16 protein-coding genes are annotated in these 22,212 nt (G+C 56.4%); 8 read left to right on the top strand and 8 right to left on the bottom strand.

All coding sequences use genetic code 11. The features are described 5' to 3' along the window. Positions 1-39: 39 nt before the first annotated feature. The 3 genes from CAUR_RS12170 to CAUR_RS12180 form a co-directional block, all read right to left on the bottom strand. Positions 40-963: a response regulator gene (locus CAUR_RS12170; RefSeq protein ID WP_012258182.1), complete on the bottom strand. Its 924-nt coding sequence runs from the start codon at positions 961-963 to the stop codon at positions 40-42. A gap of 442 nt (positions 964-1,405) precedes the next feature. After that, positions 1,406-3,175: an aspartate--tRNA ligase gene (aspS, locus tag CAUR_RS12175; protein WP_012258183.1), complete on the bottom strand. Its 1,770-nt coding sequence runs from the start codon at positions 3,173-3,175 to the stop codon at positions 1,406-1,408. Positions 3,176-3,247: 72 nt separating this feature from the next. Next, a complete protein-coding gene (locus CAUR_RS12180) occupies positions 3,248-4,165 on the bottom strand; it encodes a polyprenyl synthetase family protein (RefSeq protein ID WP_012258184.1) in 918 nt (305 codons plus the stop codon). 712 nt (positions 4,166-4,877) lie between these two features. On the opposite strand from CAUR_RS12180, the gene CAUR_RS12185 reads away from it, so the two are divergent. The 4 genes from CAUR_RS12185 to CAUR_RS12200 are packed head-to-tail and all read left to right on the top strand — an operon-like array spanning position 4,878 to position 9,318. After that, the gene (locus tag CAUR_RS12185) at positions 4,878-7,334 is read left to right on the top strand and encodes a penicillin acylase family protein (RefSeq protein ID WP_012258185.1); all 2,457 of its coding nucleotides are present in this window, start codon (positions 4,878-4,880) and stop codon (positions 7,332-7,334) included. After that, positions 7,324-7,563 carry a nucleotidyltransferase family protein gene (locus tag CAUR_RS12190; protein WP_012258186.1) on the top strand — a complete coding sequence of 80 codons (240 nt, stop codon included), beginning with the start codon at positions 7,324-7,326 and terminating at the stop codon, positions 7,561-7,563. Before CAUR_RS12185 ends, CAUR_RS12190 begins: the two co-directional genes overlap by 11 nt. 6 nt (positions 7,564-7,569) lie before the next feature. Further along, positions 7,570-7,809, top strand: a complete 240-nt coding sequence (locus tag CAUR_RS12195) for a nucleotidyltransferase family protein (protein WP_012258187.1) — start codon at positions 7,570-7,572, stop codon at positions 7,807-7,809. A gap of 6 nt (positions 7,810-7,815) precedes the next feature. After that, the gene (locus CAUR_RS12200) at positions 7,816-9,318 is read left to right on the top strand and encodes a tRNA nucleotidyltransferase/poly(A) polymerase-related protein (protein WP_012258188.1); all 1,503 of its coding nucleotides are present in this window, start codon (positions 7,816-7,818) and stop codon (positions 9,316-9,318) included. Positions 9,319-9,325: 7 nt separating this feature from the next. Here CAUR_RS12200 and CAUR_RS20955 read toward each other — a convergent pair whose 3' ends face one another. Further along, positions 9,326-9,478 carry a hypothetical protein gene (locus CAUR_RS20955; RefSeq protein WP_015909202.1) on the bottom strand — a complete coding sequence of 51 codons (153 nt, stop codon included), beginning with the start codon at positions 9,476-9,478 and terminating at the stop codon, positions 9,326-9,328. Between the two features lie 93 nt (positions 9,479-9,571). Beyond that, positions 9,572-9,967 carry a response regulator gene (locus CAUR_RS12205; protein ID WP_012258189.1) on the bottom strand — a complete coding sequence of 132 codons (396 nt, stop codon included), beginning with the start codon at positions 9,965-9,967 and terminating at the stop codon, positions 9,572-9,574. Between the two features lie 737 nt (positions 9,968-10,704). Between CAUR_RS12205 and CAUR_RS12210 the strand changes: the two genes are divergently transcribed. Both CAUR_RS12210 and CAUR_RS12215 read left to right on the top strand, forming a co-directional pair. Further along, positions 10,705-11,610, top strand: a complete 906-nt coding sequence (locus CAUR_RS12210) for an AEC family transporter (RefSeq protein WP_012258190.1) — start codon at positions 10,705-10,707, stop codon at positions 11,608-11,610. 133 nt (positions 11,611-11,743) lie between these two features. Next, entirely contained in the window at positions 11,744-12,955 is a 1,212-nt protein-coding gene (locus CAUR_RS12215) for a TRAP transporter substrate-binding protein (protein ID WP_012258191.1), read from the top strand. 2,957 nt (positions 12,956-15,912) lie between these two features. On the opposite strand, the gene CAUR_RS12220 is transcribed toward CAUR_RS12215, so the two are convergent. The 3 genes from CAUR_RS12220 to CAUR_RS12230 form a co-directional block, all read right to left on the bottom strand. After that, positions 15,913-17,247: a TRAP transporter large permease gene (locus CAUR_RS12220; RefSeq protein ID WP_012258192.1), complete on the bottom strand. Its 1,335-nt coding sequence runs from the start codon at positions 17,245-17,247 to the stop codon at positions 15,913-15,915. 14 nt (positions 17,248-17,261) lie between these two features. Then, positions 17,262-17,822, bottom strand: coding sequence for a TRAP transporter small permease subunit (locus CAUR_RS12225; RefSeq protein ID WP_012258193.1), 561 nt, complete (start codon positions 17,820-17,822; stop codon positions 17,262-17,264). A gap of 324 nt (positions 17,823-18,146) precedes the next feature. After that, positions 18,147-19,982, bottom strand: coding sequence for a phosphoenolpyruvate carboxykinase (GTP) (locus CAUR_RS12230; protein WP_012258194.1), 1,836 nt, complete (start codon positions 19,980-19,982; stop codon positions 18,147-18,149). Positions 19,983-20,267: 285 nt separating this feature from the next. Here CAUR_RS12230 and secG point away from each other — a divergent pair, with 285 nt between their 5' ends. Next, positions 20,268-20,483: a preprotein translocase subunit SecG gene (gene secG / locus CAUR_RS12235; RefSeq protein ID WP_012258195.1), complete on the top strand. Its 216-nt coding sequence runs from the start codon at positions 20,268-20,270 to the stop codon at positions 20,481-20,483. Between the two features lie 3 nt (positions 20,484-20,486). Beyond that, positions 20,487-22,151 (top strand): peptide ABC transporter substrate-binding protein, encoded by a 1,665-nt coding sequence (locus CAUR_RS12240; protein WP_012258196.1) that lies wholly within the window; start codon positions 20,487-20,489, stop codon positions 22,149-22,151. Positions 22,152-22,212 lie beyond the last annotated feature (61 nt).

The raw sequence follows: 22,212 nt of genomic DNA on the forward strand, positions 1-22,212 counted from the left end.
TAGCAAAGGGTGTGCTCAGTGTCAAACAGCGCAGTCGTGCTATTCACTGTGAGCGATACGTGCCATCTCTTCACAGGCACGCAGAGCGGCAATCCGCGCCCAACCGAGTGAAGCGTTGGCACCAATGGCCAGCAGCAGAATCAGATCATCAACAGAAGCCATAATGATATTTTGATCCTGCCCTTCGTGGATCACCAGATGACCAGGCCGCTGTTGCCCCAGATGGCGGCCAATCTCGGCCAGTGCCAGCGTGTTACCGGCTGCCAGTGCAGCAACAACCGTCACGTTAATATCACGTCGGCGACTCCAGTGGCTGAGGACCAGCCCACTCATATCGGCCAGAATCGCACACTGGACATCCGGCGCCAGCGCCAGGTCCTTCAGCGATTGGCGCATACGCTCAAGTTGCGCTTCGGAATAACTCCGTCCGCTACGGCCACTCTGGTGCGGCGTGAGGCGCATCGCCACATTCGATGATCCGGTTGATGCTGACTGCACCGGTTGCCGGGAACGGAGCATCGCCAGTCGTTGACTGAAGCGACTGCCACCGGACGTCTCTCCCGCCGGGGCTTCAGGACGGCTTGCCGCAGCCGGCTTGATCGGATCGAGAAGGGTCGTTGCCGCCAGCCGTAATTGTTCAGCGGTGGCCGGTTTCGTCAAGACGTAGTCAATTTGCAACTCTGTTTTCAATTGTGGTGACAAATCCTCCGGGCTAATGGTAAAGACAACGACCGCCGTACCCGGATCAAGTTGACGTACCCGTTGAATGAGTTCGATCCCGCTCATTCCCGGCATCCGCACGTCGGTAAATAACAGATCGACCGGTTGCCGGGAGATGTGGAGGAGAGCTGCTTCCGCCGAGGATACATCACTTACCTCATACGGTGTGTCCTCGGTGAGAGCGAGTGATACCAGCCGGCGAATATTCGGATCATCATCAACAACTAAAATGCGCTTAGGCATAACCGCTCCGGCGAACGCAACGCCGCGCCTCGAGGCGCGGCGGCGGCATGGACGTCGTGCATCCTATAGTATAGCCGGTTTATGGTGATTTTGTCGTCAGGTCAAAGGTACTAATTTGATGAAGAATTTGTAAGAAGCCGGTGTCGTGCATCCGGCAAATAGGGCATTGTGCCGGCTCTGTTCGTAGCAGGCTTCTGCTCTCGCCTCCGCGCCGCAGGAGATGGGCCGGAGGTGAGGGTGTTCAGTGCATCGCCCGGCTCTGTCTGCTTTATACGCTCCCATGTTCTGTCAGTTTCTGAAGAGGTAGACCGTCTGGGATTACAGGTAAAGTGGTGCACAGGTGATCGTGTTATTGCACACCTGCCGTCTTACAACACATCTGCCGGGCTTTACACCCGGCAGGCTTGTGATACGTTCGCACTTCACAACTATCAGGCTCGGCTTATTCTGGCATCACGATCCTGATATGCAGCTCTTTCAACTGCCGCTCATCCACCGGCGATGGTGCATTCGTCATCAAATCAACCGCTTGCTGGGTCTTGGGGAAGGCCATCACCTCGCGAATGGTCGGTTCATCGGCCAGAATCATCACCAGGCGATCAATGCCGGGGGCAATGCCACCGTGGGGAGGTGCACCGTATTCAAAGGCTTCGAGCATGTGCCCAAACTGCGCCTGGGCCAGCTCTTCGCTAATCCCCAGCAGCGAGAAGATCTGTTGCTGAACATCGCGGCGATGAATACGGATGCTGCCGCCACCGGCTTCATAGCCGTTGAGGATGAGATCGTAAGCCTTCGCCCGTACCTTGCCGGGATCGGTTGCCAGCAGGTGCATGTCTTCATCTTTGGGTGCCGTAAATGGATGGTGAACGGCATCCCAACGTTGCTCGTCTTCGTTCCATTCCACTAGCGGGAAGTCAACGATCCAGGCGAAGCAGAGCGTATTCGGATCGGCCAGTTGCAGCCGTTCGGCCAGGTTGCGACGCAGTTTGTCGAGCGAAGCGGCAACGACTGCCGGTTGATCGGCGACGATTAAGAGCAGATCGCCGGCTTCAGCCTGCATCCGTTCGACGATAGCAGCAAACTCGCCGGGTGCCAGGTTTTTGGCAAAGCTCGACCGTACCTCACCACCATCTGTCGGTAATACTGCCCAGGCTAACCCTTTAGCGCCACCAGCCCGTACCACATCGGTCAACTCATCAATCTGCTTGCGCGAGAAGTGGGCACAGCCCGGTGCTCGAATACCTTTGACCTGCCCACCACTGTTCAACACATTGCGAAAGACCTGGAATGGTGTCTCGATCAGCAGATCGCTCAGGTTGACCAGCTCCAAACCGTAGCGCAGGTCTGGTTTATCCGAGCCGTAGCGCTCCATCGCTTCCGCATACGACAACCGCCGAAAGGGTGTGGGCAGATGTTTGTGGGGGACGACGGTGCGACAGAGGGCGGTGAACATGCGCTCGATCAGATCAAGCACATCGTCTTGATCGACGAAGCTCATCTCCATGTCGAGCTGCGTGAATTCCGGTTGCCGGTCGGCACGCTGGTCTTCGTCACGAAAACAACGGGCAATCTGAAAATATTTGTCGTAACCGGCAACCATCAACAGTTGCTTCAGTTGCTGTGGGCTTTGCGGCAGGGCGTAGAACTTGCCCGGATGCAATCGCGACGGCACCAGGTAGTCACGCGCACCTTCCGGGGTCGATTTGATCAAAATTGGTGTCTCAATTTCAAGAAAACCTTCCGCATCGAGGAAGTCACGAATGAATTTGACGACGCGATGGCGTAAGATCAGGTTGCGCTGCATCCGTTCGCGCCGTAGATCGAGATACCGGTACTTCAATCGCACCGACTCGTCTTCACCACCCTCTTTAGCAATATAAATGGGTGGTGTGCGGGCCGGATTCAGCACCTGTGCTTCCGACGCTTCCAGCTCGATCTCGCCGGTGGCCAGGTCAGGATTCACCGCCTCTGGGGGGCGAATCCGTACCTTCCCGCGAACCTGAAGCACATATTCCGAGCGAACAGTTTCGGCAACCTCGTGGGCGGTTGGATGGGCGCTGTTGAAAACAACCTGCGTGATCCCATAGCGATCACGCAGGTCGATGAAGATGAGATCGCCGTGGTCGCGCCGACGATGAACCCAGCCGGCCAGCGTCACCTCCTGACCGGCGTGTGCCGGACGTAACTCACCACAGGTATGTGAACGGTACATAGACACTCCTGCCGAATTGAAAGCAGCATTGCTTGCTTAGCCGTCGCATTATAACACAGGCATTCAGGTCTCTTATGCGCCAGTCTCATCGATCAATTGGTTCAACCAGGCAGTTGTGCTGCCGGCAGGCAACTGTTGGAGCGCCTGCCGGGCTGCGTGTTGTTGTTCAATAAGTGCGGCACGTGCCTTCGGTAGCCCGTGGTTGCGAATCAGCGGTAAGACGGCGGCAATCGTTGCTGGAGTGGGATGATCAAATACCGCTTGTACTTCTGGGGCCAGCGGTTCGGTGGCCGCAAACAGGAGCGCCAGCGGAATATTACCCGCCTGTAACAGTCTGCCTTCCGCTTCCAGATCGCGAATTTCGGTCGCCAGACGCCGCGCCAGCCCCAGATGCATACCAAACCGTGCTGCTGGCTCAAGCAACGTATCCGGGAGATTGCCACATAGTATTCCGGCCTGGGCTGCTGCTGCCAGTAATGCCCCTGAGAGCGCTTCAGTGCGCTGCCAGTAGGTGGCCAGGGCTGTTTCCGGCGGGGTCAGGCTGGTAATGGTGATCAACTGCCCTTCACAAACCTGCATGACTGCCTGTGAATAGAGACTGATAATCCGTGGATCAGGGCTGCGTGCCATTTCGCCGGCAGCCAGGGCAAAGAGGTAGTCACCTATCATCAGGACGACACCATGATCCCACGATCCGTTCGCTCCGCGACCTGTCCGTCGGGCGTGTTCATCAATCAAGGTGTCATGCGCACGGGTTGCTGCTTCAATCAATTCAACGGCAGCAGCCGCATGGACTACCTGTGCATCGGTGTAGTTGCCCAACCGGGCAACCGCCAGCACAACGAGTGCCCGCAACCGATCTGTTGCGTCAGTAACTACGTGTGGATTAACCATTGCAATAACGCTATAGCGCGCTCGCATCCGCTCTTGAAGAATCTGCTCAACCCGCAACAGATCGTGATGCAATTCTGATGGGATAGCGAAGGTCATGGTCTGTCACTTTAGCTATGTTTTATCGCCCATTACTAGGAAAGATACGCTATCCCTGTACCACTGTCAACCGCGACTGGTGCAGCGACGCTCCCCGTCTGCCAGACGCGAAAACAGCCATCCCGGCAGGGATCTCGTATATTCCGCCACACTGCCGGTCTGGGTCACTCTTTGGCGTGCGGAAGTCATTGTTCTGCATACCCCGTACCAGAGGTATGCAGAATCCTCACCCCACCGGTCGTTGTTGATCCAACCTCATTGTCATCGTATAGCTTTTTACAAATGCACATGATCTGCTCAATATGCTGCTCTGTACCATTTGGCGGCCACGTTGTCACATGTGATATGATGGCGTAACATATACAACTATTAGCAGCATTCGTATCCGTCTCAGATAAGTAATACTGCATAACCCAAACACGTGTGGAATTCATAGCAGTAACATAACCCAAGTTGCCACCTACGCTGTGAGCAGGCCACGTAAGCTGACTGCTATAATGAACAGCACGACGCTGCGCACAACACCCTGAAGCGTAACCGTATGAACCATGGGGGGTAGTAGCCAATTCCCATAGACGCACGGATTCACGCCTTGATGTAGCTACTCAGATTATGCCCATCCTCTGTGTCCTCTGTGCCTCTGTGGTGATATAAGGTAGCAACTTGGGTTAACATAGATATATCGCTTTTTCGTCTGAAACGGAGGTCAATCGTGACGCTCAACCCCACCCGTATCGGAAAGGCTATCGGTATTACCGCCGGCGCACTTGCGGCGTTGGCCGGTATTGGTGCAATCACAGCGTTACGCCGTCCTCTCCCCCGTACCGGCGGTCGTATCAGGCTACCCGGCCTGCGCGCAGCGGTTGAAGTACGTCGTGACCGCTGGGGTATTCCTCATATCTACGCCGAACACAACGACGACCTCTTCTGTGCACTTGGCTATGTTCACGCCCAGGATCGTCTCTGGCAAATGGAGCTGCATCGCCGGATTGGGCACGGTCGCCTGGCAGAGATTGTCGGGCCGGCAGCCCTCGATTCTGACCGTTTCATTCGCACCCTGGGCTTTAGCCGCCTGGTGCAGCGCGAAGTCTCGCTGCTCGATGACGAGACCGCGACGCTGATGACCGCCTATCTGCGCGGCGTGAATGCCTGTATCGATCAGACCACTCATCGCCTACCACTCGAATTTACCATTCTCGGCATTCAGCCCCAACCGTGGGAACTGACCGATTTGCTGGTCTGGCCGAAAATGATGGCACTCACGCTGTCGAGTAACTGGATGCAAGAGTTGTTGCAGGCGCAGATCGTCGCTCTGGTTGGGGTGGAGCGGGCCATTGCATTGCGCCCTCGTTATCCAGAAGATGGTCCACTGACCGTGCCGGCGGATGCTCACTACACACCTGATCTCGGCGCGGCTGCGTTGCAGTTGGCCAGTGACGCGGCTCTCTTCACCGGTGAAAATGAGACGCCGCAGGGTTCAAACGCCTGGGTTGTCTCCGGGCAACGTACAACGAGCGGTCGCCCGTTGTTAGCGAATGATCCCCATCTCAACCTTTCGCTCCCCAACCTCTGGTATCAGGTTCACCTGGAGGGCGGTGATTTTCACGTGGCGGGGGCGACGATTCCGGCCACCTGTGGCGTGATTATCGGCCACAACCGTCGCATTGCCTGGGGACTCACGAACGCTCGCACCGATAATCAAGACCTCTTCATCGAGCAGTTTGATGCCGCTGATCCGCTGCGGTATCGCTGGCGCGACGAATGGCTGACTGCCGAGGTGGTACGCGAGACGATCCACGTCAAGGGGCAGACTGAACCTACGGTCATCGATGTCCGTATCACGCATCACGGCCCAATCATTGATCCGGTGGCCGGTGCGTTGCGCGGTGAACCGACCACAACCGATACCACGACGCAGGCACTGGCCCTGCGCTGGACCGCCCTTGATCCCTCGCCAACCCTTACGCGAGCTGTGTTCAGGCTCAACCGCGCTCAGAACTGGGATGAATTTCGGGCGGCCCTGCAAGACTGGGATGTCCCCCCGCAGAATGTGGTCTATGCCGACATCGACGGTCATATTGGCTACTGCCTGGCCGGGCGCCTGCCGATTCGCCGACAGAGCGACGGTTCGTTACCGGTACCCGGCTGGAGCGGCGAGTACGAATGGGCAGGCTACATTCCGTTTGTCGAATTGCCCAGCCAGCTCGATCCGCCGGCTGGTGCTCTGGTCACTGCCAACCACCGGATTATCGATGAGCGCTACCCGACCAGCGCTCCGATCCGTGGTCTCTGGCTCAATCCCTATCGCGCCCAGCGCATTCAGGCATTGCTTGATGAACACAAACAACACGACGTGCGCAGTTTTGCCCGAATCCAGGGCGATGTGGTCTCGTTGCCCGGCAAGGCCCTGGTCGAACAGGTCGCTCGCTTACAGCTCGAACCCGGCATGGAGCAGCGCGTTCGCGATCTGTTTGTCACCTGGGATGGTCACCTGCACCCCGAAAGCGTCGGTGGAGCGATCTATGAGGGACTGCGTTACCACTTGCTGCGCATTGTGTACCAGGAAATCAGCGATCTCTTTCAGGCACCGGCTGCGCTGGGGTCTTTCAGCGTTCTGCCGGCCAACATCTATCTCGAATGTGCCTTGCCAACCGTCCTGGCGCGCATGGCCAGCCAGCCACTCGACCAGCCTGATGCATGGCTGGGTCAGGGCCGCAGTTGGGGCGGTGTCTTGCGGGCGGCACTGGGGCGGACCGTGGCTGAACTTACCGAACGGCTCGGCGATGACCCCAACCGCTGGCAGTATGGCCGCTTACACACCCTGACCCTCCGCCATCCCCTGGGCAGTGTGCCGGCGCTTACCCCGCTCTTCAATCGGGGGCCGTGGCCGATTGGTGGCGATCTCGATACCGTCAACCACTGCTACCTGCCGCGCGATAATGCCGGCATGAAAATTACCAATGGGGTGTCGGTACGCTTCATTTTTGATCTGAACGATTGGGATAACTCGCGTGCTATTCTTCCCGGCGGGCAAAGCGGCCATCCGGCCAGCCCGCACTACGCCGATATGATTGCAGCCTGGCGGGCCGGCGCGTATCATCCGCTCTTATGGAGCCGCCCGGCGGTTGAACGCCATTCGACACAGGTGCTGACCTTACTTGCCGACTAAGAACATCTGTGGCAACGTGATACTGGTTCATAGTATGGTGAATGACCAGCTTAACAATCTTTTCCGGCTTATTACCGCCTGTACGTCGCGCCCGGTGTGGCTGGTCGGTGGTGCAGTCCGAGAGCTTTTAACCGGGCATCAGCCGGTTGATCTCGATCTCGCGATTGACGGGAGTGGCCTTGCTTATGGAGCCGCCCGGCGGTTGAACGCCATTCGACACAGGTGCTGACCTTACTTGCCGACTAAAGACATCTGTGGCGACGTGATCCTGGTTCGTGTTATGGTGAATGACCAGCTTAACAACCTGTTCCAGCTTATTACCGCCTGTACGTCGCGCCCGGTGTGGCTGGTCGGTGGTGCAGTCCGAGAGCTTTTAACCGGGCATCAGCCGGTTGATCTCGATCTCGCGATTGACGGGAGTGGCCTGGCTTATGGAGCCGCCCGGCGGTTGAACGCCATTCGACACAGGTGCTGACCTTACTTGCCGACTAAGGACATCTGTGGCGACGTGATCCTGGTTCGTGTTATGGTGAATGACCAGCTTAACAACCTGTTCCAGCTTATTACCGCTTGTACGTCGCGCCCGGTGTGGCTGGTCGGTGGTGCAGTCCGAGAGCTTTTAACCGGGCACCAGCCGGTTGATCTCGATCTCGCGATTGACGGGAGTGGCCTGGCGCTCGCGCAGGCGCTGGCCGATGCCGGCCAGGGCACCTTCGTGCTGCTTGATCGCGAACGTGATACCGGTCGCGTCGTGCTGCCTGATAGCATCGTGATCGACTGCGCCCGCCTGCGGGCAACCGATATTGTGTCCGATCTTTACCTGCGCGACTTTACCGTAAATGCGCTGGCACTCCCGTTGGATGCAGCACGCTGGGGCGACTGGAGTGCATTACTTGATCCACTCGACGGGCAGGCCGATCTTGCCGCACGCCGCTTGCGCCCGTGTACCCCGACCAGTCTACGCGATGACCCGTTGCGCGTGATTCGGGCCGGTCGCTTTCGCGCCACCCATCAGCTCATCCCTGTGCCCGAACTGGTGACCCCTGCGCGTGAGGTAGTCCCATTGCTATCAGCGATTGCCGTTGAACGCATCCGTGACGAATTGCTCAAGCTCTGCGATGGGTTAGCTGCCGCTGCCGGTTTGCGCTTCCTGGATCAGGTCGGCGCACTCACCGCCATCTTCCCCGAACTGGAAGCGGCACGTACCTGCGATCAGCCGCACGTCCATTTTCTGCCGGTGTTGGCCCATATGCTGGAAACAGTTGCCGCGCTGGATTGGCTGATTGACAACGGCGAGCCACCTGTTGCCGTCCAGACCCATCCCCACCTGGAACGCATACTCCCGTTTGCCGATCAGTATCAGGCTCTTCTCCACCAACGGCGCGGCAATGTCCGGCGGGCAGCCCTCTTAAAACTGGCAGCCCTGCTCCACGATAACGCCAAACCGCAGACGAAAGTCAGCCATCCCGATGGTACAGTAACCTTCTACGGCCATCAGGGGTTGGGTGCCGAGCGCGTTTTGATCATCGCTCAGCGCTTACGGCTCAGTCGGGCCGATACCGCATACCTGGCCTGCATTGTTCGTGAACATATGCGTCCAGGCCAAATGCGGAGTGGTGGTCAACTCACGGAACGGGGGATTGCCCGCTTCTTCCGTGATACCGGCGATGCCGGGCCTGACATTCTCTTGCACGAACTGGCCGACCATCTGGCAACCCGTGGCCCCTGGCTTGACCCAATGGCGTGGCGGGAACATCTCCATTGGGTGGCAATGATGCTGAACCATTACTGGAACGCGCCGACCCCACCGCCGCCACCATTACTGCGTGGCGACACCCTAATGGCTGCGTTGGGGATCAAACCGGGGCCGGAAGTAGGTCGCCTGTTACGCTTAATCCACGAAGCGCAACTGGCGGGAGAGATTCATAGTCCTGAAGAGGCGATTGCGCTGGCTCGCACACTACAGACCACCGATCACGGATAACGGATCATCAGCGTGGTCGGCGCGGCAAACGGATCTGGTCGGTCTGCTGCCGTTCACCGGCGGCAGGACGATCATCGTCAAGGAGCGGCAACAGGATCAGGGTCAGTGCAATCATCCCAAACAACAACAACGATGGCAGGAATGACACCAAATCGTTCATGACGTGCCTCCGTCTGAAATGGTAACGCTTGAATGGCAGGCGTCATCATCGTAACGAGGAGGCTACGCAGAGAGAATGACAGCGATCTGATGTCTAGCTGATGTATGAGCGCAGTACATCACGCACGATTTGTTCGAGGCGATCCAGCGGGAAAGGCTTAGACAAATAATAATCGATACGTTGCTCGCGAGCGCGTCGTTCTAGCTCAGGCGTCGCATAGGCTGTAATCATCACCACACAGGTATCAGGCGAAGTCTCCTTGATCGCAGCCGCAAGCTGCAAGCCATTCATACCTGGCATATTGTAATCGGTGATGACGAGCGGCACTTTCCTGAGCGCAATCTGGGCAAGCGCGTCAGCACCGCTGTTGACGGTAATAATATCGTATCCCCCGGTCAAATCTCGCATCAAGCGATGCAAGATGATGAGAATATCAGGCTCATCCTCGACTAGAATGATTGCCGGATTGCGACCGGAAAAATCGGACATAGGAGAAACTCCTTAACCTCCCACAAGCCCTGTTACCTGTAAACAATCCACCCCGCAACTGGCGAATATGGCGGTATTGTATCACAGCCCTGCATGACGGGCAAGCACCGAAGAAGTGGTATTATACGCATGACCAGGGAGACATGAACATGACAGTAGCACCTGAGAACCAGACACACCTGTAAAGGCCGTACAAAAGGTGGGTTAAAGCTGATGAACGCTCACTGTCTTACTGCAAGTTCTGGCAAAACATCTGCTCTTCTAACGGAACGTATCTCATAAGACCGTGCCTCCATCATATTACGCCAGCACAGGCTGATGAACGTTTCCAACGTACCAGAGACAGCATGTCTTGCTTTTAGTGTACCTGAAAGGAAAAGCTTTGTCGCCTGTTCACGGAGTAATCACGCGCTGGACTGAACATCGTTTACGCTCCGTGATGCCCACAGTATGTGATCTGGCATGCGGAAGCCTGGCTCCCGTTGCCATCGTACTCGAGGTCAGGTATAAGTCGTACCGGTCACAGGTAGGGTGTGCGTTCTGGTTCCGATGATCTGGTCTGTTAACGATGAAGGACATGTTCGTCAGTACTCGCGGCTAACATAAGGCATACACACCTGATTTCGTCAGAGGATAGAGCGAGTGATAATAAAACAAGACTACGTCGCCTGAAAACATTGTCCTGCCGCCATCGCAACGTAACCTATATGGGTCTTTTGTAAAGAAGAACACCAGTTATGAGTCAACTACCCGGCATCTTCCTGAATGTGCTCGCCCCGGTTTTTCTGCTGGTTTTGCTTGGTTACATTACCGGCCCCCGGCTGCAACTCGAAGCCCGTACCCTCTCGCGATTCGCCTATTTTATTTTGACCCCCGCCTTTGTCTTTTACATCCTCAGCCAAACGCGCATCGAAGCTGGCCTGGCCGGGCGTATGATCGGCTTCATCACAGTGGTCTACCTCGGTTCGATAGTGATTGCCTTCCTGGTTGCCAGGCTATTGAGGCGCAGTGCCAAAATGACCGCGGCGTATGTGATGATTGCCGCCTTTGGTAATGTCGGTAATTTTGGCTTACCGATCATTCAGTTCGCCGAAGGTCAGGTAGCACTTGGTGTGGCCACCGTTTACTTTTTGGCCAATCTGGTACTGGCATTTATTGTGTGCGTTGGTGCTGCAAACTTCAGCCGCGGTTTTAGTCTGGGGATGGCAGCGCAGGTCTTCCGCACTCCTGCTCTCCTTGCCCTGCCGCCGGCCTTATTGTTTAACTGGCTCAACATCAGCCTACCGCCGGTGGTGATGCGTCCGCTGGAACTCCTTTCCGGTGCGCTTATTCCGACCATGCTAGTCGTGTTAGGAGCACAACTGGCAGCTGCCGGCATTCCACGGATCAACGCAGACCTCCTCATTGCCAGCGCCATTCGGCTGATTAGCGGGCCGGTGCTGGCATTTGCTACCGTAGGCTGGTTTGCGTTACCGCAATTAGAACGTAACGTTGGAATCTTGCAGGCCAGTATGCCGACGGCAGTCCTGGTCAGCATTATTGCGATGGAGAATGAACTGCTCCCAGAATTTGTTACGGCTACCGTGTTATTCTCGAATCTGGTTAGTATCATTTCACTGGCCATAGTTTTAGTCTTACTATAAAGAGCTTTGACTTGCAAATCACTGAATCAACAAATGTTTTTCGATCAATAACATCAGGATTTGCGTAATTTCGTGATTTCGTGTATAATTAAAGTACCGAATATTCATTATTCAGATTGCCCAGGAGCACAACATGAAACGACGAGAGTTTCTGCGTGGCGCCGCAGCAGGCGTTCTCGGTGGCCTTGGTCTGACTCTGGCAGCATGTGGTCAGCCTCCGGCTGTGACCAACCCACCCACTTCGGCGCCTGCCCAGCCGACGGCAGCAGGTGGTGAACAACCGACAGCAGCAGCAACCACGGCCCCGGCACCGGCAACGCAAGCCCCCGCTCAGGGTTCGTCAATGCCGGCAGTTGAATGGCGTATGGGCACGAGCTGGCCAATCGCGCTTGATACCATCTATGGTGGTGCAACAGTGCTGGCCGAGCGGGTTGCCGAGCTGTCGAATGGCATGTTCAAAATCACCACCTTCCCCGCTGGTGAACTGTTCCCCGGTCTTGAAGTACTTCAGAACGTTTCGCAGGGTACCGTCGAGTCGGGCCACACCGCACTCTATTACTATGTCGGTCTCGATCCGGCGTGGGCGTTTGCGACTTCATTGCCATTTGGCTTGACTGCCCAACAGCAAAACTCGTGGCTCTACCATGGTGGTGGTGAACAGGCCGTCAACAAGCTGGGTGAGAACTTTGGTGTGATTAGCTTTGCCGCCGGTAATACCGGTACCCAGATGGGTGGCTGGTTCCGTCGCGAGATCAACACTGTTGCCGATATGCAGGGTCTCAAGATGCGCATCCCCGGTCTGGGAGCCCAGGTCATGCTACGGCTCGGCGTAGTTACGCAGACCCTGCCCGGTGGTGAAATCTTCCAGGCGCTCTCGACCGGTGCCATCGATGCTGCCGAGTGGGTCGGTCCATACGACGACGAGAAACTTGGCTTGCCTGATGCAGCCGAGTTCTACTACGCGCCGGGTTGGTGGGAGCCGGGTCCTAGCCTGCACGCAGTCTTCAATCTCGATGCCTGGAACAAGCTGCCGAAGGAGTACCAGAATTTCCTTCGGGTTGCAGCATGGGAATCGAACATGAACATGCTCGCCAAGTACGATGCGCTGAACAACGATGCTCTTGAGCGTATTGTTGCCAAGGGTAAGCAGTTGCGCGTCTACAGCGACGAGATTCTCAGCGCGGCCCAAAAGGCAGCATTCGAGTTGTATGCTGAGTATGAAAGCAGCTCGGCAGCCTTCCGCGAGATCTTACCCGGTTGGAACGCTTTCCGCCAGAAGATCCAGCGCTGGCACCAGACCAACGAGCTGCCATTCAATAATTTCGTTAAGAACAACCCCGTTTAAATTCGAGCATTGGAAGTAATAAAGTCGGGTGGAGCAGAGGCTTCACCCGACTTTTTGTTTGTACGCAAACCCGGTAGGGGCACGGCCAGGCATCTCTACCGACTGTTCAGTGACTCTGGTTTAATAGCAGTCATTGCAGATTTTCTAGAACTTATTTCATAAAAGCTGTACGGTCGTGCTACCCGGCCATTGCCCAGGCCCGTGAACGCTTGCCAATGACCAACGAAAGTCTACCCTGCTCCCAGTCTGCCAGTATGGAAGCGAGGAGCGCTGACGATCATCGCCAGTGCCATCACTCGTTGGATTGGGTGCCTTACTTGCTTGTCATGCGCGTGTTGCGAAGTTTGGAGTGCGGCAGCCATACTGCCGCGCCAGCCGTGCTTACGATTTGGCGCGTGTTACGTCGTTGACCCGGCTGGAAACAAGGATGCTGTGTGTGCTCGTCACGATCATGGAGTCGGTCAGCAATGGGAGATGTTTTTTGAAATAGGTTCTAACGACACCTGAAGGTCGCACCTTCAGGTGTCATACTGTGGTACCAAAGCCTGCCATTCCCCTGGGAGCGCGCGCCTCCGGCACGCTCGCCACCTGCACCAGCCTGCTATCCCCTGGGAGCGCGCGCCTCCGGGGCGCTCCCCACTGGAACCAGCTCGCGACAACGATAGCCATTCCGACACCGCTGGTTCCCGCCCCCAGCGGGGGCGGGTGAGGGTGGGGGCGTGTCTGGAGGCACTGGGAGCGCGCGCCTCCGGCTCACTCACCACCTGCACCAGCCTGCCATCCCCAAGGAGCGCGCGCCTCCGGGGTGCTCCCCACTGGAACCAGCCCGCGACAACGATAGCCATTCCGCCCCCGCTGGTTCCCGCCCCCAGCGGGGGCGGGTGAGGGTGGGGGCGTGTCTGGCGGCACTGGGAGCGCGCGCCTCTGGCGTGCTCGCTACCTGCACCAGCCTGCCATTCCCCTGGGAGCGCGCGCCTCCGGCACGCTCCCCACTGGAACCAGCTTGCGACAACGATAGCCATTCCGACACGGCTGGTTCCCGCCCCCAGCGGGGGCGGGTGAGGGTGGGGGCGTGTCTGGCGGCACTGGGAGCGTGCGCCTCCGGCGTGCTCACCGCCTGCGCCAGCCTGCCATCCCCTGGGAGCGCGCGCCTCCGGCGTGCTCAGTGCCTGCGCCAGCCTGCCATCCCCTGGGAGCGCGCGCCTCCGGCGCGCTCCCCACTGGAACCAGCTCGCGACAACGATAGCCATTCCGCCCCTGCTGGTTCCCGCCCCCAGCGTGGGTAGATGAGGGTGGGGGTGTGTCTGGAGGCACTGGGAGCGCGCGCCTCTGGCTCACTCACCACCTGCACCAGCCTGCTATCCCCTGGGAGCGCGCGCCTCCGGCGTGCTCGCCACTGGAACCAGCTCGCGACAACGATAGCCATTCCGCCCCCGCTGGTTCCCGCCCCAGCGGGGGCAGGTGAGGGTGGGGGTGTGTCTGGAGGGACTGGGAGTGTGCGCCTCCGGCGTGCTCCTCACCGGCACCAGCCTGCGCCAGCGGGAACCATCCGGCACCGGCAGTTCCCGCTCCCGGTGGGCTATGCATTACCCATAACTTAAATACTGCATTGCCCGCGTGCCGGAGCGGGTCGGGGGCGTGATGACGGGCGTGCTCCCCAGCCGGGTGCTGGGAGCGCGCGCCTCCGGCGCGCATGGTGCCGGTACCAGTGCTGGAGGGAGGAGCCAGGCGCAAGCTCCCGCCCCTGGCGGCATTCACGGACGGCCAGGATAGATGAACGAATACAACGTCTACCCTATCAGGAAGCCCTGGATCAAATGTCTGCCCTCCCCTCTCCCACCCCCGCTATGCATTCCCCATACCTGGTGTCAACCACGTGCGTATCAGCGGGGATGATCGCTATGGATGCTGTTGTGGGCGACTGGCCCGGTGATGGTGCGCAGCTCCAGCCGTGCTATCACGTGTCGGATGGGTTGCCTTACGCACGCATCATGTGCGTGGCGCAGGGTTTGGCGTGCGGCGGCCATGCTGCCGCGCCAGCCGTGCTCACGATCCGGCGCGTGTTACACCGTTACCCATCCTGGTCACGGCGGTACTGGATGTGCTCGTGACAATCATCGAGTCAGTCAGGCATACATGCGATACCTGGGCGTAGCGGTGTTGTTGCACTTGGTTCGTGCCTGCGCACCAGCGGCCACGGCCAGCACCTGACAGCGGTGCGAGGATGCCGGCACGTGGGCTGGAAGCCCGCGCCACGGAGAGTGCTTGCAGCCTGGCCTAACGCAGCGCGATATGTGGGTAATGCATAGCCCGCTGGGGACGGGTGAGGGTTGGGCGTGTCGCATACGATTGCTGGACACAGCAGCGGACATCACCAGATGCCAGCCGGTAACCATCGTCGCTCCGTGGGTGGCTGCATCATCCAGTCCTGATATTGGTGGGGCGCACGGACGTGCGCCCCTGCCGGGCACGGTCCTGACATCCCTGGTAGCCCGTGACACGACCAGCGCATCATACCGGCTACTGGTTGACATGTGGGTAATGCCATAGCCCGCGCCGCAGGAGCGGGGCCGGAGGTGAGGGCGTTCAGCGTATTGCTAGTGCCTATCCTTTGTGCGACACATGGGTAATGAAAAGCAGTGGGGGCAGGTTAGGTTGGGATGGGGGTGTGGCGCGAGGCACTGCTGGACGCAGCACTATCTATCATCCCCGTTTGTCTCTCATCACGCTGGCACAGCTCCTGCATGCGACTGCCCGTGAACCAGTAAATCCGTCTCTGCGGAACCACCGGCGGCTTATTGCTGGCAGTCCTGGCAGTCAGTACGGCTTATGACACCCTGAATATACCCGACATCTTCAAGATTTGGCATGGCTGATTTTACATGAAACCAGCAGAGTGCATTGGTTACGCACTCTGCTGGTTTCATGCGGTACAGTATCAGCGAATAGTGAATTCTCTACTGGCCGAAGGAGATCGCCGGCAGATAGAGGGCCAACTGCGGGAAGAAGATCAAAACAACGACAATCGTAAGCTGGATCGCAATGAACGGTACAACACCCCGGTAAATATCGGCAGTTGTAATGCCTGGAGGGGCAACACCGCGCAGGTAGAAGAGAGCGAAACCAAATGGTGGTGTCAGGAACGAGGTCTGCAAATTAGCGCCGAGCAACACACCAAACCATATCAGGTCAAATCCGAGAGCCTGCGCTACTGGAACGAAGAGCGGGATCACAATAAAGCAAATCTCGAAGAAATCGATGAAAAAACCGAGAAAGAAGACGATAAGCATGCTGACAACCAGGAAGCCCCAGGCACCGCCGGGCAGGTTCGCCATCAGATCGAACACAAACTTATCGCCGCTCAAGGCGCGGAACACCAGGGCGAATGCGGTCGAGCCAATTAAAATGAAGAGAACCATCGTTGTGGCGCGCATCGTGGCATCGCAAACCGCCACGAAATTCTTCCAGGTCAATCGTCGATTAGCAGCCGCCAGCAACGTTGCCCCAAGTGCGCCAACAGCCCCCGCCTCCGTTGCCGTCGAGATACCGAAGAAAATAGAACCGAGTACGGCGACAATGAGCAGAAGCGGGGGAATCATCACCTGCACTACTCGTTTCGCCAGGGCTGCACCACTGATCGAACGTGCCGATAATGGAAGTGCTGGTGCCATTTCTGGCTTCAGTAAAGCAACAATCCAACAGTAAAATGCCAGCGCCGCTGCCAGCAAAAGTCCTGGTATCAACGAGCCGAGAAAGAGTTTGCCAACCGAAACACCGATCTGGTCACCGAGAACCACCAGAACGACCGAAGGTGGAATAATCTGCCCTAGTGTACCGGCAGCACAAATCACGCCACAAGCCAGCTCTTTGTTGTAGTTGTAGCGCAACATAATAGGCAGCGAAATCAATCCCATTGCCACCACTGTTGCGGCAACAACGCCGGTAGTGGCTGCCAGCAAAGCACCTACAGCGACAACCGCAATCGCCAGGCCACCCCGCACGGGGCCGAAGAGAATCCCCATCGTATCGAGTAAGTCCTCTGCCAGGCCAGATTTTTCCAGCATTGAGCCGAGGAAGATAAAGTAAGGGATTGCCAGCAGGGTGTAATTTGACATCACGTTGAAGATACGTGATGGCATCGCCCGAATGATGATGGGGTCAAAGATGCCAAGTGAAACGCCGATGATACCGAAGACAATCGCTGTTGCCCCCAGCGAAAATGCAACCGGATAGCCGATCCCGAGAATGACCAGCGCTCCAAGGAACATCGTGGGTCCGAGCCAGTCGTACATGAATCCTCCACAAATTACAAGCGCGTCTCGTGCTCTTCCTCAACCTGCGATGGATCAAGGACACCTCGCCAGGCGGCAAAATATTTTATCGCTTCAGATATACCCTGAATAATCAGGAGAGTCGGGCTGACTATCAGGAATGTTTTAATGATATACCTTGGCAGACCACCGGGGTCAGGCGAATTTTCGCGGATGCGCCATGATTGCTCGACATACGGCCAGCCGAAGTAGATAAGCAATCCGCAGAAAGGTATGAGGAAGAAGAGAGTTCCTAAAAAATTGACTAGGGCTTTGCGTTGTGGTGAAAAGTTACTGTAAAATACGTCAACCCGCACGTGCTCATTATGCTTTAATGCGTATGCAGCACCGAGCAAAAAGATTAAAGAGAAGATGTACCACTGGGCTTCAATATAGAAATTAGAACCAAGGGTGCGCCCAATTGCCCGTCCAACGTACCGATTTGCAACGTTCCATACCCCAACCGCAACAACGATGGGAACTAGAAAATAAGCTATACGTCCGACCCATTCAGTAAAGGTATCGATAATTCGTGAAATGCGTAACAGTATCGGCACACTAACCCTTCCTTTCCTGATCAAAGCGTTATTCACGACGCAAGAATGAGCCATGATCAGTTAGCAACATAATTGTTGCAATTCGCTTCCACGCATGATGTGTGTAGTATTACACTATGGGAATTCGCAAACGTATAGTCCAATAGTACACGGAATCGGTACTCTTGTCAAAATTGCTTTCCGAAGCAACGCACTCCCAGTTTATGCTTAAATTCGTTCTACCCGATAGCTCGCGGATGCTTGTAAACCTGATATTTATATTTATTTAGGGGCGGCGTACATGTTGCGCACGCCGCCCCCTCCTATGTTCACATTGTACAGGTGTTATTCGTGGGTCGCTCCCCATTTCTCAGGCATACGCCAGAGGCTCGAAAGGATTAAGTCGCGTACCGATAACAGTTCTTTCGGGAGACGGTCGTATAGTTTGATGAACAGTTCTTCGTGCAGTAATATCTCTTGCTGCCACTCACCGACGTTACACTCCATCACCTGTTCAAACTGCTCGGCGCTAAAGCTGAGACCACGCCAGTCGATGTCTTCATACCGTGGTACCCAGCCAATCGGTGTTTCGACACTGACGGCCTGGCCGTGGGCACGTTCGATGATCCACTTTAACACTCGCATATTCTCGCCAAAACCTGGCCAGATAAACTTACCGTTTTCATCTTTGCGGAACCAGTTGACGCTGAAGATTCGCGGTGGATTGCGCAAGCGACGGCCAAAACTCAGCCAGTGATTGAAGTAGTCGCCCATATGGTAGCCGGCGAATGGTAGCATTGCAAACGGATCACGGCGAACAACACCCTGTTGCCCCATCGCTGCTGCGGTTGTTTCTGAACCCATCGTGGCGGCCAGATACACACCATAGGTCCAGTTGAACGCCTGATAGACCAGTGGCACCACCCGGCTACGTCGACCACCGAAAATGAAAGCCTCAATCGGCACCCCATTCGGATTTTCCCACTCCGGATCAATGGCCGGGTTCTGCCTGGCCGGTGCTGTAAAACGTGCATTCGGATGGGCTGCCAGGCGGCCACATCCCGGTGTCCAATCACGCCCCTGCCAGTCGATCAGGTGTGCCGGTGGTTCATCGGTCATGCCTTCCCACCAGACATCGCCGTCATCGGTGAGCGCAACATTGGTGAAGATGGTATTGGCGCGGCAGCTTTCCATCGCATTGGGATTGGTTTTATATGATGTGCCCGGCGCAACACCAAAATACCCTGCTTCAGGATTGATTGCGTAGAGTTTGCCATTTGCACCGGGTTTGATCCAGGCGATGTCGTCGCCGACGGTTGTAATTTCCCATCCCTCTCGCTTGAAGGTGTCAGGCGGGATGAGCATGGCAAAATTGGTTTTTCCGCATGCCGAGGGGAACGCTGCCGCTACATAGGTCTTGCGTCCAGATGGTTCTTTTACTCCCAGGATCAACATGTGTTCGGCAAGCCAGCCCTCTTGCCGGGCCATGACCGACGCAATCCGCAATGCGAAGCACTTTTTACCAAGCAGAGCATTACCGCCATACCCCGATCCGAAACTCCAGATCGAACGCTCTTCGGGAAAGTGAACAATATATTTGGTTGGATTGCAGGGCCAGGGTACGTCGGGCTGACCCGGTTCCAGCGGCATTCCAACGCTATGGAGGCATGGGATGTACTCGCCGTCCTCACCCAATACGTCGTAAATTTTAGTTGAGACGCGGGTCATTATGTGCATGTTGACCACGACATATGGCGAGTCGGTTAATTGAATACCAATGTGGGCAATGGGTGATCCGATTGGCCCCATGCTGAAGGGAATAACGTACAGGACACGGCCCCGCATACTCCCTTTAAACAATTTGAGCAGGATTTCCTTCATCTCTTTCGGCGGCATCCAGTTATTAGTGGGGCCAGCATCGTCTTTCGAGATGCTACAGATGAAGGTACGATCTTCAACGCGAGCAACATCTGAGGGGTCTGAGCGGGCGAGAAAGCTGTTGGGGCGTAGTTTGGGATTGAGTCGAATGAATGTTCCGTTTTCTACCATCTGGTTGCAGAGCGTGTCGTACTCTGCCGGTGTTCCGTCACAAAAATGAACTTGTGCCGGTTCGCAGAGTGCGACAATGTCTGAAATCCACTCGCGTAACCGGTGGTGTTTAATGTATGCCGGAAATTGCATACGAAGCCTTCCTTTCGCTCACGGCACCATTGGCGGGCGATGACTGTGACACATTGAACAATGATAATCATAACATGGCGAGAAACAATGATGAGTGCAGAACCGAGTGCTATTTCGCATGAAACCAATAACGATTGGATTGATGATCAGGTCTCTCGCATCTGTTTCGGCTGGTCGTTATTCCAGTACCGTGGCGATTGCGAACGTATCGCAAGTGAATATGGTATACTATAGCGCCTGCCGATCCGGTGGCGTTGCATAAAGACTCTACTGAGGAGACGTCGAATGGAAACAGCCCTGTACATTGCGATCCTCGTGATCAGTGTGGTGATGAGTGTCCTGGTCATTTTGCAGTCGCGTGGTGGTGGGATTAATCGTGATAGCAGTTCAATCTATCGTACCCGCCGAGGCATCGAGAAGACACTGTATCAGGCCACGATTGCCCTTGGGGTTACCTTTCTGCTGTTGGCCCTGATCACGAGCCTGCCGATTTTCAATTAGGGTATGGCGCGTCGTATTCGCTGGCAAATCGCGATTGCCCTCTTCGGCATTGCGCTGATAGTCGCTTTGTTTGGTCGACTCGCCGCACTCAGTGCATCGACCGATAATCCGGCAACTGGTGGTGTGTATATTGAGGCTGTCGTCGGCTCGCCGATCACGCCCATTCCTCTGCTCAATGATCCGGTCGCCGATCCGGTTGGGCGCACGTTGATCAGCCTCCTCTTTGAAGGATTAACCCGTATTGGGAGTGATGGCTTGATCGAACCTGCCCTGGCTGAAGGCTATACTGTCGATGCCACCGGCGAAATCTATACGTTCAACCTGCGACCAGGGCTGCGCTGGCACGATGGTACCCCCATCACCGCTGACGATGTTGTTTTTACCTTTCGGACGTTGCAGACATTGGATGTAGCGGGTGAACCGGCACTTGCCGGCTTCTGGCGCACTGCTTTAATTGAGCGTGTCGATACTCGCACAGTACGGGTGACGTTATCAGGGCCATTTGCTCCCTTTCCAAGCCTTGCCCGCGTGCCGATCCTCCCCGCTCATCTGCTCCGTGGTCTTTCGCCTGCTGAATGGCCGGCCAGCGAGTTTGCCCGTCGTCTGGTGGGTAGTGGGCCGTTTCGGCTGGCTGAATTACGCTCCGATGCGGCTATCTTGACCGCCAACCCGACATACTACAATGGTCGGCCCTTTCTCGATCAAATAGAGTTGCGGTTTGTAAGTACCGCCGAAGCCGCGATTGCCGCTTTGTCACGTGGTGAAGTGAACGGCTTTGCAGAACGCTGGGGAACCAATCTTGCAACTATCGATCTTCCTGGGGAAGAGCAGCAAATTGTCTTGCCGATGGATGAATATACCCTGCTCACATTCAATCTGCGTTTGCCGTTGTTCCAGGATATTCCCCTGCGCCGGGCACTGGCACTCGGCCTTGATCGTGATGCTTTGATCGAGACGGTTGTTAATGGGATGGCGCAGCCGATAGATACCCCTCTCCTGCCAGGTACCTGGGCCGATGATCCTGCCCTGCGTCGTATGCCGGCTGAACCATCCGTAGCCGCCGAACGTCTGGCTGAAATTGATTTTGAACCGGGCGATGACGGTATTCGCCAGCGTGGAAGACAGCGTCTTAGCTTTACATTGCTGGTTGACCGCGATGAGCGGCGTGTAGCAGTGGCAGAGGCTATCGCTGCCCAGTGGCGATCTATCGGTGTGGAAGTGTTTGTTGAGTCGGTTGACGTCACAACTTTGACCGAGCGCCTACGCCAGGGCGATTTTATGGCTGCCATCCATACCTGGACGCGGATCGGGCCTGACCCCGACCCCTATAGCCTCTGGCACTCCAGTCAGGCTGATGACGGCCTCAATTATGCCGGATTAGAGGATAGTCGCATTGATACTTTACTCGAACAGGCGCGGGCTGAGCCTGAACTGATAGCCAGGGCTGAGTTTTATCACGCTTTTCAACAGCGCTGGCTGGAACTGTCACCGGCAATTACCCTCTACCAGCCGATGTACGTGATGGTAACGACGGCAAACCTGCAAGGGCGCGCCTTCGCTAATCCCGATCTCGGCCCCCATACACTCTTCGGGATCGAGGATCGTTTTCGTGATGTGCAGCGTTGGTTTGTGAATAGCTTCCGCCGTATCGAAGGTGATTTGCCGTAGAGAGGCTGTTTGCCGGTCTACATGTCTACACTTCCGCTCTAGTCAGATGGTGTATCGCCTG

This window comes from Chloroflexus aurantiacus J-10-fl, assembly GCF_000018865.1.
Lineage (GTDB): Bacteria > Chloroflexota > Chloroflexia > Chloroflexales > Chloroflexaceae > Chloroflexus > Chloroflexus aurantiacus.